The 17214-nt window shown below is 55.3% G+C and carries 18 protein-coding genes; 6 read left to right on the plus strand and 12 right to left on the minus strand.

Annotation, left to right across the window (positions count from 1 at the left end; all coding sequences use genetic code 11):
• Positions 1–2 precede the first annotated feature (2 nt).
• A complete protein-coding gene (gene rlmC, locus ACFQW4_RS06020; protein WP_377724351.1) occupies positions 3–1139 on the plus strand; it encodes a 23S rRNA (uracil(747)-C(5))-methyltransferase RlmC in 1137 nt (378 codons plus the stop codon).
• A gap of 63 nt (positions 1140–1202) precedes the next feature.
• Here the strand turns inward: rlmC and artJ (ACFQW4_RS06025) are convergent, their stop codons facing one another.
• From artJ (ACFQW4_RS06025) to ACFQW4_RS06050, 6 genes are all read right to left on the minus strand, one after another.
• Complete coding sequence (gene artJ, locus ACFQW4_RS06025; protein ID WP_377724353.1) at positions 1203–1934, minus strand: arginine ABC transporter substrate-binding protein; 732 nt, start codon at positions 1932–1934, stop codon at positions 1203–1205.
• Between the two features lie 134 nt (positions 1935–2068).
• On the minus strand, positions 2069–2737 hold the full coding sequence (gene artM / locus ACFQW4_RS06030) for an arginine ABC transporter permease ArtM (RefSeq protein WP_377724355.1): 669 nt from the start codon (positions 2735–2737) through the stop codon (positions 2069–2071).
• A gap of 2 nt (positions 2738–2739) precedes the next feature.
• Positions 2740–3453 (minus strand): arginine ABC transporter permease ArtQ, encoded by a 714-nt coding sequence (gene artQ, locus ACFQW4_RS06035; RefSeq protein WP_110865829.1) that lies wholly within the window; start codon positions 3451–3453, stop codon positions 2740–2742.
• Positions 3454–3459: 6 nt separating this feature from the next.
• A complete protein-coding gene (gene artJ / locus ACFQW4_RS06040; protein ID WP_377724357.1) occupies positions 3460–4191 on the minus strand; it encodes an arginine ABC transporter substrate-binding protein in 732 nt (243 codons plus the stop codon).
• 15 nt (positions 4192–4206) lie between these two features.
• Complete coding sequence (gene artP, locus ACFQW4_RS06045) at positions 4207–4935, minus strand: arginine ABC transporter ATP-binding protein ArtP (protein ID WP_101760978.1); 729 nt, start codon at positions 4933–4935, stop codon at positions 4207–4209.
• 239 nt (positions 4936–5174) lie between these two features.
• On the minus strand, positions 5175–5714 hold the full coding sequence (locus ACFQW4_RS06050) for a lipoprotein (protein WP_101760977.1): 540 nt from the start codon (positions 5712–5714) through the stop codon (positions 5175–5177).
• A gap of 98 nt (positions 5715–5812) precedes the next feature.
• Here ACFQW4_RS06050 and ACFQW4_RS06055 point away from each other — a divergent pair, with 98 nt between their 5' ends.
• Positions 5813–6133 carry a heavy metal-binding domain-containing protein gene (locus tag ACFQW4_RS06055; protein WP_007887640.1) on the plus strand — a complete coding sequence of 107 codons (321 nt, stop codon included), beginning with the start codon at positions 5813–5815 and terminating at the stop codon, positions 6131–6133.
• Entirely contained in the window at positions 6133–6957 is an 825-nt protein-coding gene (locus tag ACFQW4_RS06060) for an N-acetylmuramoyl-L-alanine amidase (protein WP_377724360.1), read from the plus strand. The genes ACFQW4_RS06055 and ACFQW4_RS06060 overlap by 1 nt, the downstream gene beginning before the upstream one ends.
• Positions 6958–6994: 37 nt before the next feature.
• Here ACFQW4_RS06060 and ltaE read toward each other — a convergent pair whose 3' ends face one another.
• The 3 genes from ltaE to ACFQW4_RS06075 form a co-directional block, all read right to left on the minus strand.
• Positions 6995–7996, minus strand: coding sequence for a low-specificity L-threonine aldolase (gene ltaE / locus ACFQW4_RS06065; RefSeq protein WP_192234433.1), 1002 nt, complete (start codon positions 7994–7996; stop codon positions 6995–6997).
• 67 nt (positions 7997–8063) lie between these two features.
• Entirely contained in the window at positions 8064–9785 is a 1722-nt protein-coding gene (poxB, locus tag ACFQW4_RS06070; RefSeq protein ID WP_192234431.1) for a ubiquinone-dependent pyruvate dehydrogenase, read from the minus strand.
• Positions 9786–9888: 103 nt separating this feature from the next.
• Complete coding sequence (locus tag ACFQW4_RS06075; protein WP_137385480.1) at positions 9889–10785, minus strand: lysine exporter LysO family protein; 897 nt, start codon at positions 10783–10785, stop codon at positions 9889–9891.
• Positions 10786–10922: 137 nt separating this feature from the next.
• Between ACFQW4_RS06075 and ACFQW4_RS06080 the strand changes: the two genes are divergently transcribed.
• The gene (locus tag ACFQW4_RS06080; RefSeq protein ID WP_377724694.1) at positions 10923–12563 is read left to right on the plus strand and encodes a DUF2813 domain-containing protein; all 1641 of its coding nucleotides are present in this window, start codon (positions 10923–10925) and stop codon (positions 12561–12563) included.
• Positions 12564–12655: 92 nt separating this feature from the next.
• On the opposite strand, the gene cspD is transcribed toward ACFQW4_RS06080, so the two are convergent.
• Positions 12656–12883, minus strand: coding sequence for a cold shock-like protein CspD (gene cspD / locus ACFQW4_RS06085; protein WP_007887624.1), 228 nt, complete (start codon positions 12881–12883; stop codon positions 12656–12658).
• A gap of 323 nt (positions 12884–13206) precedes the next feature.
• Between cspD and clpS the strand changes: the two genes are divergently transcribed.
• Positions 13207–13527, plus strand: a complete 321-nt coding sequence (clpS, locus tag ACFQW4_RS06090) for an ATP-dependent Clp protease adapter ClpS (RefSeq protein WP_007887621.1) — start codon at positions 13207–13209, stop codon at positions 13525–13527.
• A gap of 55 nt (positions 13528–13582) precedes the next feature.
• Positions 13583–15862, plus strand: coding sequence for an ATP-dependent Clp protease ATP-binding subunit ClpA (clpA, locus tag ACFQW4_RS06095; protein WP_064740732.1), 2280 nt, complete (start codon positions 13583–13585; stop codon positions 15860–15862).
• Between the two features lie 90 nt (positions 15863–15952).
• Here the strand turns inward: clpA and infA are convergent, their stop codons facing one another.
• A complete protein-coding gene (infA, locus tag ACFQW4_RS06100; protein WP_002211347.1) occupies positions 15953–16171 on the minus strand; it encodes a translation initiation factor IF-1 in 219 nt (72 codons plus the stop codon).
• Between the two features lie 346 nt (positions 16172–16517).
• Positions 16518–17210: a leucyl/phenylalanyl-tRNA--protein transferase gene (gene aat, locus ACFQW4_RS06105; RefSeq protein ID WP_101760971.1), complete on the minus strand. Its 693-nt coding sequence runs from the start codon at positions 17208–17210 to the stop codon at positions 16518–16520.
• Positions 17211–17214 lie beyond the last annotated feature (4 nt).

The following is a 17214-nucleotide window of genomic DNA, read 5'->3' on the forward strand; positions in this document are numbered from 1 at the left end:
GCATGCATTGCGCGCTTTATGATGCCGGTCGCTGTCGTTCGTGTCAGTGGCTGGAAAAACCCTATCCGCAACAGCTCAACGATAAGCAGTCGCTGCTGGAACAACTGCTGGCTGAAAAGCCGGTGGGCGAATGGCTGCCGCCGGTGCAATCCGCGCAGCAAGGGTTTCGCAATAAGGCCAAAATGGTAGTCAGCGGGAGCGTAGAGCGGCCGATTTTAGGCATGGTGGCGCGCGACGGTGAACCGGTCGATCTCTGCGCTTGCCCGCTCTATCCCGACAGCTTCAGTGCGGTGTTCGCGCAGCTCAAACCTTTTATCGCCCGCGCCGGTTTAACGCCCTACAACGTGGCGCGTAAACGCGGTGAGCTGAAATTTCTGCTGCTGACGGAGAGTACGCAGGGCGGCATGATGCTGCGTTTTGTGCTGCGTTCCACCAGCAAGCTGCAGCAGCTGCGCGACGCCTTGCCGTGGCTGCAACAGCAACTGCCGCAGCTGAAGGTGATTTCCGCCAATATTCAGCCGGTGCATATGGCGATTCTTGAAGGCGACGAAGAGATTGCGCTGACGCCGGATCAGGCGCTAGCGGAGCGCTTTAATCAGGTTCCGCTCTATATTCGCCCGCAAAGCTTCTTTCAGACCAATCCACAGGTTGCAGCCGATCTCTATGCCACCGCGCGCGATTGGGTCGCGCAGTTGCCGGTGAGCAGCATGTGGGATCTGTTTTGTGGCGTTGGGGGATTTGGCCTGCACTGCGCAACGCCCGAAATGCAGCTGACCGGCATCGAAATCAATGCTGAAGCCATCACCTGTGCGCAGCAGTCGGCGCAGCAGCTGGGATTAGAAAAAGTGAGTTTTGCCGCGCTGGATTCCACGCAGTTCGCCACTTCACGGGAAGCGGTGCCGCAGCTGGTGTTGGTGAATCCGCCACGTCGCGGTATTGGCGCAGAGTTGTGTGCTTATCTCAGTGAGATGGCGCCGGATTACCTTCTCTATTCCAGCTGCAATCCCAGCAGCATGGCGCAGGATATCGCGCGTCTGGCTGATTATGACGTGAGCCGCGTGCAGCTGTTCGACATGTTCCCGCATACCGCGCATTTTGAAGTGCTGTGCTTGCTGAGCAAGAAGGGTGGGACGGCGTAACGTTCACCTGCACGGAGGACGTGCAGAACCTGGCAGGCAGCACGCTCCGCCATCCCATAATGCTTATTCCGGGAACCACTTCTGATTGATTTGCTGCCAGGTGCCGTTGGCCTTCAATGCCACTAACGCGCTGTTCAGCTCGTTCAGCAGCGGCGCATTGCCTTTGCGTACCGCGATACCTAAACCGGTGCCGAAGAAGTCGGTATCGGTGATGTGCTCGCCTACCGCGCTAAGATCGTCATTGGCCTTGAGCCACTGATTCACCACCGCTGTATCACCAAACACGCCGTTCAGGCGACCGTTTTTCAGGTCGAGAATCGCGTTCTGATAGCTGTCATACGCCACCGCAATCACCTCCGGATGTTTCTCCAGCAGGTATTTCTGATGTGTGGTGCCGTTCTCAACGCCAACACGTTTGCCTTTCAGCTGGCTGAAGTCGGTGAACTGGCCTTTATGCGCAATCACAATCGCCGAGTTAGCGTAGTAAGGTTGGGTGAAATCGACCTGCTTGCTGCGATCGGCGGTGATATCCATGCCGGAAATCACTGCGTCATAGCGACGGAATTTCAGCGACGGAATCAGGCTATCGAAGGCGTTGTTGGTGAAGGTGCAATCCACTTTCATCTGCTGACACAGTGCTTTTGCCAGATCGATATCGAAGCCCACGATTTGGTTGTCGTGATCAAGGGATTCGAACGGGGGATAAGTGGCGGAAGAGGCGAAGCGGATTTTTTCCGCCGCATAAGCATTCATTGCCAGAGTTGCTAGCGCAGCAGCAACGATCCATTTTTTCATTATGTAACTCCTGTAAACCATGCCAGAGACGGAACGGGTTACACGATGCCAGTTAATGAATTTATATGCAATATTTTTGCTTATTAATTTAAATGAACAGCGGGCGCTTTTTTAATACGCCCGCAGGGAGTAAATCAGTTACGACGCTCAAATGCCAGCGCACGCTTCTCGACCAGACGCATTATCAGCGTCAGCAAGCCGTTAACCACCAGATAGATCAGGCCAGCGGCAGCGTATACCGAGATATCGTAAGTGCGGCCATACAGCAGTTGTCCGTGGCCCATTACTTCCATCAACGTAATGGTGTAGGCCAGCGAGGTGCTTTTGAATACCAGCACCACTTCGTTGGAGTAGGACGACAAGGCGCGCTTGAAGGCGTACGGCAGCAGAATGCGCAGCGTATCATTGCGGTTCATGCCGAGCGCCGCGCAGGATTGCCATTGACCGGACGGAATGGCGCGCACCGCACCGTAAAACAGCTGCGTGGTATAAGCCGCACTGTTGAGCGACAGCGCCAGCAGCGCACACAGCCACGGCTGCGACAGCAGATGCCACAACCACGGAATGTTCTGGATGCTGGGGAACTGGCCGGGACCGTAATAGATCAGGAAGATCTGCACCAGCAGCGGCGTGCCGGTGAACAGCGTGATATAGCCTTTCACTAGCCAATTGAGCACCGGCACTTTGAGCGCCAGCACGATGGTGCAAAGTACAGAGAGCACCAATGCCGCAATCAGCGATGCCACGGTCAGCGTCAGGCTGGTGTGAAGCCCTTTCAGCAGCTCGGGTAAGTAATCCAGCATGCTTAAGCCCCTCGCTCGAAACGCGTGGTGCGCAATTCAATGCGGCGCAGCACGAACTGACTGAACAGCGTGATAATCAGATAGATCGCCGCCGCCACCAGATACCAGGTAAACGGCTCTTGCGTGCGCGTAGCGATACTTTTGGTTTGCAGCATCAGGTCATTCACGCTGATCAGCGATACCAGCGCAGTATCCTTCAGCAGCACCAGCCATTGGTTACCCAAACCGGGCAGCGCGTGACGCCACATCTGCGGCATGATCAGGCGCAGGAAAATCGCCGACTTCTTCATCCCCAGCGCCTGGCCCGATTCCCATTGACCCACCGGCACCGCTTTCAGCGCGCCGCGCAGGGTTTGTGATGCATAGGCGGAATAGAGCATCGCCAGCGCAATCACACCACACAGGAAGGGACTGACGTCGAAGTTTTCAATTTGCACCTGCACCGGAATAGCGAACAGGCCGAGATTGATGTGGAAGCCATCGGAGAGCGTTAGCAGCAGCTGTGAGGCGCCGAAATAGATAAACAGCACCACCAGAATTTCCGGCAGGCCGCGAATCAGTGTGACCAGCGCGGTACCGAGCCACGCCAGTGGTTTCCAGCGCAGCGATTCCCAGCCAGCAAAAATCATCGCCAGCACAAGGCCGGCGATCAGTGCACAAACGGCAAGGCCGACGGTCATACCGGCGGCGCTTGCGAGTGGAATCATTTCATTCATCAGAAATTACTGCTGGAACCATTTGCTGTAGATGGTTTTGTAGGTGCCGTCAGCTTTGATCTTCTCCAGCGCCGCATTGAACTTGCCCTGCAGCTCGCTGTTGCCCTGACGCACGGCAATACCTAAACCGGTACCGAAGTAATCTTTGTCCGTCACTTTCTCACCCAGCGGCGCGAGGTTGGCGTTTTGCTTCAGCCACTCGTTGACCACGGCGGTGTCACCGAATACCGCATCGATACGACCATTTTTCAGATCCAGCACCGCGTTCTGGTAGCTGTCGTAAGGCACAACGGTGATGTCGCTGTGTTTTTCAGAGAGGTATTTCTGGTGCGTGGTGCCGTTCTGCACGCCTACACGTTTGCCTTTCAGCGCGGCCACGTCAGCCATTTTGCCTTTCTGCGCGATGAAGATGGCCGAGTTGTCGTAATACGGCTTGGAGAACAGCACTTGCTTCTCACGATCTGGCGTGATGTCCATGCCTGCCATCACCGCGTCAAAACGACGGAACTTCAGGCTGGGGATCAGGCTATCGAACGCCTGATTAGTGAAGGTGCAGGTCGCATCCATCTCTTTACACAGCGCGTTAGCCAGATCGACATCAAAGCCCTGAATTTTGTTATCAGAGTCGACGAATTCAAACGGAGGATAAGAAGCCTCGGTAGCAAAACGCAATGTCTGTGCCGCTGAAGCGCTCAGGCTCATGCCAGCAAGGAGGGCAGCAATTACAATTTTTTTCATTAGAAGCATCCTGACTTAATGCGAAAGATAATTAGCAAACGCGTCGGTTTGCGGCTGTGTAAAGTGACTGGCATCGCCTTGCTCAACAATGTGACCGTTTTCCATATACACCACGCGGCTGGCGGTTTTACGCGCCACTTCCACTTCGTGCGTCACGATCACTTGTGTGATGTTGGTCTGTGCCAGCTCACGAATAATGCTGACGATCTGGGCGGTGATTTCGGGATCGAGCGCAGCGGTCGGTTCATCAAACAGCAGCACCTGCGGCTCCATCATCAGCGCACGGGCAATCGCTACGCGCTGCTGCTGGCCGCCGGAAAGATGCAGCGGGAAGCGATCGGCGTAAGGCGTCAGGCGCAGACGGTCCAGCAGCTTTTCAGCACGCGCACGCGCGGCGTCCTTGCTGAGGCCGAGCACGCGGCACGGCGCTTCAATCAGGTTTTGCAGCACGCTCAGGTGCGGCCACAGATTGTATTGCTGGAATACCATGCCCACGTTCTGCCGCAGCTCGCGAATCGCGCTGTCGGAAGGGGCTTTGGTGAAATCAAACTGGTTGCCGGCAATCTGCAGGCTGCCGGAGCGCGGTTGCTCCAGCAAGTTGAGGACGCGCAGGAGCGAACTTTTACCCGCGCCACTCGGGCCGAGCAACACCAGCGTTTCACCCTGCGGACAAGCCAGGTTGATATCGAACAGGGCCTGATGGGTACCGTAAAAACAGTTTATGGCGTTTAGTTGAATACTCATGCGCAAAAAATGAATAGTAATTAGTGTCGCGGATTTTAACGTCACCAGAATAGTTATGCAATTGTGGTGGGTTAATATTTATTAAAGAGCAGTGAAACCTCCAAAGCGTAGCACAAAATCGCGCAACTCAAGGTGGATGAGGGCTGGCGAGCCCTATTTTGTTCACAAAATATCAACAAAAAGCGCCGCAAGGATGCGGCGCGCTAAACAATGGTATTAACGGCGGGAAAAGTGAACGGTTACTTTTTCGCTTCCAGCAGCTGCGTCAGCGAACCGCCGCCAGCGTGGGGCACCTGGCCGACATAACGCACATCATCAACCACCCAGCAGGTGCCTTCGTGGATCATCAGCACTTCATCTTGCCAGGTTTTGCTGTCGCGGCTCAGCTCAACCCGCAGCGGAATATTGCGCGCGTCGCGGTTAGGAATGGTGGATGCGCTGGCCACGTCCGCTGAAGTTGGGCCTTGCGCCAGGCTGGAAAAGAGATCGCCGCGGGTCCACGCCGCTGGTTTCGGATTCTGGCTGCTGGCACTCAGCAGCTTTTGATACAGGCGATCGCTCAGGTAAGGGCGATATTTCGCCAGCGTGTTGCTGTCTGGCAAACCTTGCGTCGGCTGGCTGACGCGTAAATCGTAGAACTGTTGCGCCACGCTGTCCGGACCCCCGTCAACGCAGGCAGCGGTGCGCGGGCCATTATCCTTAATCACTGGCTCAACGGTGGTACAAGCACTTAGCAGCAACGCTGCAGGAATAAGCAGCGCAAAGGCATTGTTTCTCATCTCGATTTCCTTATTGTTCACTGGCAAAGCGCCATTTTTAGCATAGAGTATAGCCTTGCTTTTAAGCGCTACGAGCTGATTCAGAAAAGGAGAACACCATGAAATTTTCTACAACGCCCACGCTGGAAGGACACAGCATCAGTGAATATTGCGGCGTGGTCGCCGGTGAAGCGATTCTCGGCGCCAATATTTTCCGCGATTTCTTCGCCGGTATCCGCGATATCGTCGGTGGCCGCTCTGGCGCCTACGAAAAAGAGTTACGCAAAGCGCGCCAGATCGCCTTTAAAGAGCTGGAAGAGCAGGCGAAAGCGCTCGGCGCCAACGCGGTGGTGGGCATCGATATCGACTACGAAACTGTCGGCAAAGAGGGCAGCATGTTGATGGTGAGCGTCACCGGCACCGCCGTGATTATTCGCTAATGCGCGTGGTTGTCCTGCTGGCGGTGGCGCTGTTACTTAGCGCTTGTCAGTCATCGATTGAAGCGCGCCACGGTTACTGGGTTGATACCGCGCATCCGGCGCAGGGCGCGCGGCCGCGTATTAAGGTGGTGGTGATTCATTACACCGCTGAGGATTTCTCCAATTCGCTGGCGACGCTGACCGATCGGGAAGTTAGCGCGCACTACCTGATTCCGCAAAATCCGCCGCAGAAAAACGGCAAGGGCGTGGTGTGGCAATTGGTGCCGGAAAGCCAACTCGCGTGGCACGCAGGCCCGAGTTTCTGGCGCGGCGCAACGCGCATTAATGACACTTCGGTTGGTATTGAAATCGTCAACAGTGGTTATCGTCGAACCTTAACGGGTTTGCAGTGGCAGCCCTTTACGCTGCAGCAGATCAGCGCGCTGATGGCGCTGGTCAAAGATATCACTCAGCGCTACGGCATCGCGCCGGAAAATGTGGTCGGGCACAGCGATATCGCGCCGCAGCGTAAGCAGGATCCCGGTCCGCTGTTTCCCTGGCAGCAGCTGGCAGAGCACGGTTTAGGCGCTTGGCCCGAGCAGGCAACGGTGCAGCGCTATCTTAACGGACGCGCGGCGGATGAAGGCGTGGATCAGGCAGAACTGCTGGATGTGCTGCAGCGCTATGGCTACGACGTGGCGGCGGCGACCACGCCGCAAATGCAGCGCAAGCTGATTGCGGCGTTTCAAATGCATTTCCGCTCGCGTGATTATCGCGGCATCGCCGATGCAGAAACCCTGGCGATCGCCCGCGCGTTATTAGCGAAGTACGGTGCGGCGCAGTGATACGCGGCATTGGTCGCCATAAATGGCGGCCGTTTGTTTACTGCTGCAGGAATGCCTGCCAGTGCGCCACCAGCCGTTGCAGATCCTGACGGCTGACATCCAGATGCGTGACAATACGCGTTACGGGCCCAACGCTGATTAGCACATCGCCCGACTGCATCCAGCTTTTCAGCGCGTCAACTTTCTCTGTTGGCACCTTCACAAACAGCATGTTGGTGTGCTGATTGAGCACTTCAACACCGATGGCGCTGAGCTGCTCGCCTAACCATGCCGCATTATCATGATCCTCTTTGAGACGCGCGACATTGTGCTTCAACGCATACAACCCCGCCGCGGCCAGAATGCCCGACTGGCGCATGCCGCCGCCGGTCATTTTGCGCCAGCGACGCGCTTGCTCAATGTAGGCCTCATCGCCACACAGCAGCGAACCAATCGGCGTGCCAAGGCCTTTTGACAGGCAGATGGTTAAGGTGTCGCAGTAACGCGCAATCGCTTCCAGCTCCACATTCTGTGCCACCACGGCGTTAAAAATACGTGCGCCATCAATGTGCAGCGCCAGCTTATGCTCGCGGGTGAGAGTCCACGCTTGCTCCAGATAGCTGAGCGGCAGCACTTTACCGTGATGGGTGTTTTCCAGGCTCAGAAGACGGGTGCGGGCGAAGTGGAAATCGTCGGGTTTGATGGCGGCGGCCACCTCCGCCAGCGGCAGGGAACCATCTTCCGCATGCAGAATTGGCTGTGGCTGAATGCTGCCAAGCACCGCTGCGCCGCCGGCTTCATATTTGTAGTTGTGCGCCTGCTGACCCACGATATATTCATCGCCGCGCTGGCAGTGACACAGCAGCGCAACCAGATTAGCTTGCGTGCCGGTGGGGAAGAACAGGGCGGCGGCTTTGCCGCTCAAGCGTGCGGCTTCGACTTCCAGTGCGTATACGGTGGGGTCATCGCGGTAGACATCATCGCCGGTTTCGGCTGCCATCATGGCATCGAGCATGGCAGCACTTGGGCGGGTTACGGTATCACTGCGTAGATCGATCACGTCGCTCTCCTGAAATAAAAAAGCGGGCGAAGTGCCCGCGTTATCATCATGTCTGGCCTGAATTGTTTTACCTCAGCCAGTTGGTTTTCGCCAGCTCCACGATCTCATCACCGCGTCCATTCAGAATGGCACGCATCATGTAGAGGCTGAAACCTTTGGCCTGCTCGGCTTTAATCTGCGGCGGCATCGACAACTCTTCTTTGGCGGTAATCACGTCAAGCAACACCGGGCCATCGTGCGCAAAGGCTTCCTGCAGCGCGCCGTTAAGATCGGAGGCTTTCTCGACGCGAATGCCTTTGATGCCGCAGGCGGCGGCGATGGCGGCGAAATCCGGGTTTTCGAGGTCGGTGCCGTCGGTCAGATAGCCACCGGCTTTCATCTCCATCGCCACAAAGCCCAGCACGCTGTTATTGAAGATCACCAGTTTCACCGGCAGCTTGAGCTGCGCCACCGAAATGAAATCGCCCATCAACATGCTAAAACCGCCGTCGCCACACAGCGCCACCACCTGACGCTGCTTGTCCAGCGACTGCGCGCCCAACGCCTGCGGCATGGCGTTGGCCATCGAACCGTGATTGAACGAGCCGATCAAACGACGTTTGCCGTTCATCTTTAGATAGCGCGCTGCCCACACGGTTGGCGTGCCGACGTCGCAGGTAAAGATGGCGTCATCATCGGCGTATTCGCTGATTTGCTGGGCCAGATATTGCGGGTGAATCGCCAGCTTATCGTTAGCGGTGGCCAGTTCGTCCAGCCCTTTGCGCGCATCGACATAATGCTCCAGCGCTTTGTCCAAATGCTGACGATCGGTTTTGCTGGTGAGCTGCGGCTGCAGCGCATGCAAGGTGGTTTTGATGTCACCCACCAGCGCCATATCCACATGGCTGTGTGAGCCAAGGCTGCCCGGATTGATGTCGATCTGAATGATTTTGGCATCGGCCGGATAGAAGGCGCGATAGGGGAATTGCGTCCCCAACAGCACTAAGGTATCGGCATTCATCATGGCGTGGAAACCAGAAGAGAAGCCAATCAATCCGGTCATGCCGACATCGTAAGGGTTATCATATTCGATGTGCTCTTTACCGCGCATCGCGTGCACAATCGGCGCTTTCAGCGTTTCTGCCAGCTTCACCACTTCGTCATGCGCGCCAGCGCAACCGCTACCGCACAGCAGGGTGATATTTTTCGCTGCATTCAGCGTTTCAGCTAACGCGGCCACTTCGCGGGCGGTTGGCACCACGTGCGGCAACTGCGGCGGATACCATTCGCTGCGTGCGCTTTCCGGGGCCGGCTGCAACGCCACGTCCCCGGGGATCACAATCACTGATACGCCACGATTGAGAATCGCTTTACGCATCGCAATGCCCAGCACCTGCGGCAGCTGCTCCGGATTGGAAACCAGCTCGCAATAGTGGCTGCATTCGCGGAATAATTCTTGTGGGTGGGTTTCCTGAAAATAGCCGCTACCAATTTCGCTGGAAGGAATGTGGGCGGCGATGGCCAAAACCGGAACGTGATTGCGGTGGCAATCAAACAAGCCGTTGATGAGATGCAGGTTGCCCGGTCCACAGGAACCGGCGCATACCGCCAATTCGCCGCTGATTTGTGCTTCAGCGCCAGCCGCGAAGGCCGCCACTTCTTCATGGCGCGTCGGCATCCATTCGATGGTGCCCATGCGATTCAGGCTGTCGCTCAGCCCGTTGAGAGAGTCACCGGTGACGCCCCAAATACGTTTCACGCCGGCGTTTTCCAAAGTTTTTGCCAGCATTGCCGCCACAGTTTGCTTCATCGTTATGCTCCTTTCTGGTGTTGAGCCATCCATGCCGATGGCGAAAACGTGTCAGTCAGAAAGCGTAGACGATGAAGCTGGCGTGCAGGCGTGAAAAAATGCGTTATGCCGAGAACAGGGCGATAAGGATTGGCGCCAGCAAACTCATAATAAAACCGTGCACAATCGCAGCGGGCACGATCTCCAGGCCGCCGGTGCGTTGCAGGATTGGCAGCGTGAAATCCATCGAGGTTGCGCCGCTCAAGCCCAGCGTCATGCTGCGTTGACGGGTTATCAGCAGCGGGATCAGCATAATGGTGATCAGCTCACGCAGCAGGTCGTTGAAGAAGGCGGCGCTGCCTATCACCGGGCCGAACGATTCGCTCATCAGAATGCCGGAGAGCGAATACCAGCCGAAACCGCTGGCTAACGCCAGGCCGGTTTTGATCGGCAGATCCAGCAGCAGCGCGGCCATTACGCCGCCCACCAGCGCACTGCACAGCGATACCAGCGCCACCAGCATGCCGCGACGGTTGATGGTGATTTGACGCAGCGTCATGCCGCTGCTGCGCAGCTGAATACCGACCAGCAATAGCATCAGCATCAAGGCGTATTCACTGATGGTCGAGGCGTTACGCAGCGGCGCCCATTGACTCAAACCGAGCAGAAAGCCCGCCAGCACCGAACCGCACAGCTTGAGCGACTCCAGCGCCATATGCAGACGCGACGGCAGCGCTTGTGGCTTGTGCTGATGACGCCAAGGCCAGCGTCGCTCCAGCAGCCACAGCGCCAGTAGCGAGCAGGCAAGAATGCTCAGCATGCTCACCAGCGCGATGTGGAAAATGGCCAGCAAATTGCTGCTCAGGTTATCGAGGAATGCCAGGCTGGTGCCCATAAAGAACAGAATGATGTAGACCAGCGCGCTCAGCGTGCGGGCAACCGCCTGTAAAAGCGTGGTGTGGCGCAGCGGCAGCAGATAGCCGAAAATCAGCGGCAAAAGGATGATAATCAATCCGTACATGTGAGGTTTCTATCCATGATTTGCGGGCTGCCACGCTAGCGAAAAACGGTTGAAGTGTAAACCTTTTCCCCTGGCGCTGACTTGACCAACGCAGCGTGGCGGACCATGCTCAGGCAAAGTAGCAGATGGAATGTATGATGATTCTGGAACATATCGATATTCACGGTTTTCGCGGTATTAATCGGCTGTCATTGCCGTTGACCAACACCAATGTATTGATTGGGGAAAATGCCTGGGGTAAATCGAGCCTGCTCGATGCATTGACGCTGTTGCTGGCGCCCGCCGCCGAGCCTTATCAGTTTACCGAACACGACTTTCACTTCCCGCCCGGCGACATTGATGCCCGCATGCGCCAGTTGCAGCTGGTATTTCGTTTTCGTGCCCAGAGCGATGATGAGAATGCGTTGTTTCAGCCTTTCTGGCAGCACGATGAGCATGGCCGCTATATCCGTTTCAGCACGCGTGCTAAACGTCAGGATCAGGGTGTAAAAACCAGCTGGCGTTTCATCGATCAGCATAACGATGTGTTGCCAGCGGCAGGCACTGACGCAGCGTTGGCACATCTGCGCGCTTATTATCCGGTATTGCGTTTACGCGATGCGCGTTTTGGCCGTCGTAACCGCCATGCTGACAGCGATGCGGAGCGCCGCGAGACGACGCTGACGGCATTGGCGCAGGAAGTGGAAAAGCTGACGCGCGATTTGGTGGTGCGTCCGCAAACGCTCAGCGACGATCTGCTGCGTCAGGGATTGCATACTATGCAGCAGCTGCTGGAACACTATTTTCTGGTGCAGCAGTCAGGCAGCAGCGCGCCGCGCGTGGCACCGGAAGTTCGCGATGGCAGCGAAGGCTGGCGATCGCTGGATAAACTTAATCACCTGATTGCCGGCACTGAATCACGCAGTCGTCAGGTGATTCTGCTGCGCATGTTCTCGCTGTTGATTCAGGCGCACGGCAACGAGCCGCTGCCGGCGGGTGCGCATCCGCTGCTGCTGGTGGAAGATCCGGAGACGCGGCTGCATCCCATTATGCTGTCGGTGGCGTGGAATTTACTGGAACTGATGCCGCTACAAAAAATCGCCACCACCAACTCGGGTGAACTGCTATCGCAGGTGCCACTGGAAAATATGTGTCGGCTGGTGCGTGAATCCACGCGGGTGGCGGCATGGCGCATTGGGCCTGAAGGTTTAAGTGCTGAAGAGAGTCGCCGTATCGGTTTCCACATCCGCGTGAATCGTCCTTCGGCGCTGTTTGCCCGCTGCTGGCTGCTGGTGGAAGGCGAGACCGAAGTGTGGATTATCAATGAACTGGCGCGGCAGCGTGGCTATCACTTCGCGGCGGAAGGAGTGAAAGTCATTGAGTTTGCGCAATCGGGCTTGAAACCGCTGCTGAAGTTCGCCCAACGCATGGGCATCGCCTGGCATGTGCTGACCGACGGCGACCAGGCGGGCAGCAAATATGCGGCGACTGCCCGCAGCCAGCTGCCGTCGGCGGCACGGGAAAGCGATCATCTCACGCAGTTTCCGGCACCGGATATCGAACATTTTCTCTTTAAGCAGGGGTTCAGCGATGTTTATTACCAGACGGCGCACCTGCCGTTAAACGCGCCGATGAACACGCGGCGTATTATTAGTAAAGCCATTCAGCACAGCTCGAAACCTGAGCTGGCGATTGCCGTCGCGATGGCTGCGGCTGAACGCGGGCCACAGGCGATTCCGCCGTTGCTGGATCAGCTGTTTGCGCGCGTGATGTGGTTGGCTCGCGGCCGGGCGGATTGAGGAAAGGGTGAGATGCGCCAAATAAAAATGCCAGCGTCTGCGGCTGGCATTTTTTTTCGGGAGTGGTCAGAATACGTGAAACAGCATGCGCGTTAAGCGACCGCGGCTTGCGTGGCTTCACAGGGCACGATCAGGCTGGCATGATTGCCTTTTGGTCCTTCATGGACATCAAACTGAACCTGCTGGCCAGCTTTCAGCGTTCTGTATCCCTCCATCTGAATCGTGGAGTAGTGTGCGAAGATATCGTCGCCGCCGCTAATCGGACAGATAAACCCGAAGCCTTTGGCGTTATTGAACCATTTTACTGTACCCGTCTCCATGCTTTTACTTCCCTCGCAAGACATTTTGATAAGTAGGTGAGGTCATTGAAGCTGTGAGTCGAGTTTGTTTAAAACTCAATCAGCTTGTGTTAGTAGAATGTAGAGAAACGGACCTTATCGTCAAGCAAACGGCCCTGGCGGACGGGGATAAATTCATCAAAATTTGAGGCAGTTAACGCTATTGCAAATTTTGTGATACAGGTCGCGCATGTGCTTTTAGGGCCAGTTTTTATCAACTGAAAACCGGCTTGACAGGCATGTTAAACTTTAGGAATGGGCGCAGAGATGTGCACAACCGTAACGCAGAATTTCGACGGAACATTATGGCAAACACAAACGACTGGCTTAATTTTGAACATCTAGCCGAAGATAAAGTACGCGAAGGGTTAAAGCCGCCTTCAATGTATAAAGTCATTCTGAATAATGACGATTATACACCTATGGAATTTGTTATTGACGTTCTGCAAAAGTTCTTTTCTTATGATATTGAACGTGCAACGCAGCTGATGTTGAAAGTTCACTACCATGGAAAAGCAATCTGTGGTGTATTCACTGCAGAAGTGGCGGAGACCAAAGTAGCCCAGGTGAACAATTACGCACGAGATAATGAACATCCGTTGCTGTGTACGCTAGAAAAAGCCTGAAGCCATCTCCATATAGGAGATAGGTTGTCAGAGCGATAATTGGGGGAGGTGCCAAATGCTCAATCAAGAACTGGAACTCAGTTTAAATATGGCTTTCGCCAGAGCGCGCGAGCACCGTCATGAGTTTATGACCGTCGAGCATCTGTTGCTGGCATTGCTCAGTAACCCGTCGGCCAGAGAGGCACTGGAAGCCTGTTCGGTGGATATCGTGGCTCTGCGTCAGGAACTCGAAGCCTTCATCGAACAAACCACGCCGGTGCTGCCTGCCAGTGAAGAGGAGCGCGATACCCAACCTACGCTCAGCTTCCAGCGTGTGCTGCAGCGCGCGGTATTCCACGTCCAGTCCTCCGGTCGCAGTGAAGTCGCAGGCGCGAACGTGCTGGTCGCGATTTTCAGCGAGCAGGAGTCGCAAGCGGCTTATCTGCTGCGCAAACACGAAGTGAGCCGTCTCGATGTGGTGAACTTCATCTCCCATGGTACGCGTAAAGACGAACCGGGCCAGCCGCAGAACAATGCGGAGAATCCGGTTAACGAAGAGCAAGCAGGCGGGGAGGATCGTATGGAAAACTTCACCACCAATCTTAATCAGCTTGCTCGTGTCGGCGGAATCGATCCGCTGATCGGCCGCGATAAAGAGCTGGAACGTACTGTTCAGGTGTTATGCCGTCGTCGTAAGAATAACCCGCTGCTAGTGGGGGAATCGGGCGTGGGTAAAACCGCGATTGCCGAAGGGCTTGCCTGGCGCATTGTGCAGGGCGACGTACCGGAAGTGATGAAAGAGTGCACCATCTATTCACTCGACATCGGTTCGCTGCTGGCGGGTACCAAATACCGTGGTGATTTTGAAAAACGCTTCAAAGCGCTGCTGAAACAGCTGGAGCAGGACAGTAACAGCATCCTGTTTATTGATGAAATTCATACCATTATCGGTGCCGGTGCGGCATCGGGTGGTCAGGTTGATGCGGCGAATCTGATCAAACCGTTGCTCTCCAGCGGCAAAATTCGCGTGATGGGTTCAACGACCTATCAGGAATTCAGCAACATTTTTGAGAAAGATCGTGCGCTGGCGCGTCGTTTCCAGAAGATCGATATCACCGAGCCTTCTGTGGAAGAGACCGTGCAAATTCTTAACGGCTTGAAACCGAAGTACGAAGCGCACCATGACGTGCGTTATACCGCCAAAGCGGTGCGCGCGGCGGTGGAGCTGGCGGTGAAGTACATCAATGATCGTCATCTGCCGGATAAAGCGATTGACGTGATTGACGAAGCCGGTGCGCGTGCGCGTCTGGTGCCCGTCAGCAAGCGTAAGAAAACCGTTAACGTTTCGGATATTGAAACGGTGGTGGCACGTATTGCGCGTATTCCTGAGCAGAGCGTGTCACAAACCGATCGTGATACGCTGAAAAATCTCGGCGATCGTCTGAAGATGCTGGTGTTTGGTCAGGATAATGCGATTGAAGCACTGACTGAAGCGATCAAAATGAGCCGTGCAGGTTTGGGCCAGGATCGTAAACCGGTCGGTTCCTTCCTGTTTGCGGGCCCAACCGGTGTCGGTAAAACAGAGGTTACCGTCCAACTGGCAAAAGCGCTGGGTATCGAGCTGCTGCGTTTTGATATGTCCGAATATATGGAGCGTCACACCGTCAGCCGTTTGATTGGTGCGCCTCCGGGCTACGTTGGCTTCGATCAGGGCGGTTTGCTGACGGATGCGGTGATTAAACATCCGCACGCTGTGGTGCTGCTGGATGAGATCGAGAAAGCGCACCCGGATGTCTTCAATCTGCTGCTGCAGGTAATGGACAACGGTATGCTGACCGATAACAACGGCCGTAAAGCAGATTTCCGCAATGTGGTGCTGGTGATGACCACCAATGCCGGTGTGCGTGAGACTGAACGTAAGTCGATTGGCCTGATTCATCAGGACAACAGTACTGACGCGATGGAAGAGATCAAAAAGATCTTCACCCCAGAGTTCCGTAACCGTCTCGACAACATTATCTGGTTCCGTCACCTGTCTCAGGAAGTGATTCATCAGGTAGTGGATAAGTTTATCGTCGAGTTGCAGGCTCAGCTGGATGCGAAGGGCGTATCGCTGGAAGTTAGCGATGATGCGCGCGATTGGCTGGCTGATAAAGGCTACGATAAAGCGATGGGTGCGCGTCCGATGGCACGTGCCGTACAGGAAAATCTGAAGAAACCGTTGGCGAATGAACTGCTGTTTGGTTCGCTGGTTGATGGTGGATCGGTATCAGTAGCGCTGGATAAAGATAAAAACCAGCTGACTTACCACTTCCTGAGTGCGGAAAAACGTAAAACCGAAGGTACTGTACACTAAGCGTTTTGCAGATATGAAAAAGGCCGGATGCGAATCCGGCCTTTTTTTTGCGCTAAGTTTGTGCCATCAGCGCGAGATAGAAATATCTACTTAGCGACTACGGAAGACAATGCGGCCTTTGCTCAGGTCGTACGGGGTCAACTCGACAGTCACTTTGTCGCCCGTCAGGATGCGGATATAGTTTTTGCGCATTTTACCGGAGATATGAGCGGTAACCACGTGCCCGTTTTCAAGCTCTACGCGGAACATGGTGTTCGGTAACGTATCCAGTACGGTACCTTGCATTTCAATATTGTCTTCTTTGGCCATCGAATCCTCTGGGTGTACTACCAAACTGTTGAACCGGCAAGATAATGCCGAATTCCATGATTTATGTAAAGAACCGTTGATGATTTTGCCAACGCTTCGCCGTGCATCGCGCCGTTGCGCGTGCAGTACGGATAAATTAGGGTGTTTTTTGACGTCTGCGGGGGATTAGCGGGCTAAGAATCTGTAGCAATCGGCATCAGTTGCACAATCAAAACAGCTTCGGGAAATGTGTGAGATTCCCAACCTGGCAATTCCGGCTCGCCACAGCGAAGCGCGGACGACATACCAAACTCGCTTATTGTATCACTTTTGTCGGGAATTGTGTGCAAAACATCGGTGAGCGATGTCAAAAAAGGGTTTGTGTGTGCCAGCAACTCTCGGAAACCGGTTGCCACGCCAGCGTTTGCACGTACTGCAGATAATCAACGCGAGGAATTTCCACCGCACCGAGGGAAGCGGTATGCGGATTCAGCACCTGACAATCAATCAGCCGGCCCTGATGCGCCAGAAAATGTTGTGCGAACACCCAGAGCGCGGTTTTCGAGGCATTTTCCTGACGGCTGAACATCGATTCACCGCAAAAAATTTGCCCCAGCGCCAGGCCATACATCCCGCCGACCAGTTGCTGTTCGCACCAGACTTCAATCGAATGTGCATGGCCCAGTTCGTACAACCGCAACCACGCACGTTTCACTTCGAAAGTGATCCATGTCCCTTCCTGACGGCCGCTGGCGCAGCCTTCCAGCACCTGCGGAAACGCATGATTCATGGTGACGCGATACGGTGAGCGCTTATGGAAGCGCGCCATACTGCGGCTGAGATGGAAAGATTCTGGCAGCATGACCGCGCGGGGATCCGGCGACCACCAGAGAATCGGATCGCCAGGAGAAAACCACGGAAAAATGCCTCGCTGATAAGCATTCATCAGGCGGGCAGGGGAGAGATCGCCGCCCATCGCCAATAATCCATTGGGCTCACGCAGCGCCATTTCCGGTGGTGGGAAATTTAATGAATCTCGTGAAAGCTGTATCAGTCTCATTGCA

The sequence above is a fragment of the Pantoea sp. GCM10028869 genome, from assembly GCF_042666835.1.
Lineage (GTDB): Bacteria > Pseudomonadota > Gammaproteobacteria > Enterobacterales > Enterobacteriaceae > Pantoea > Pantoea leporis.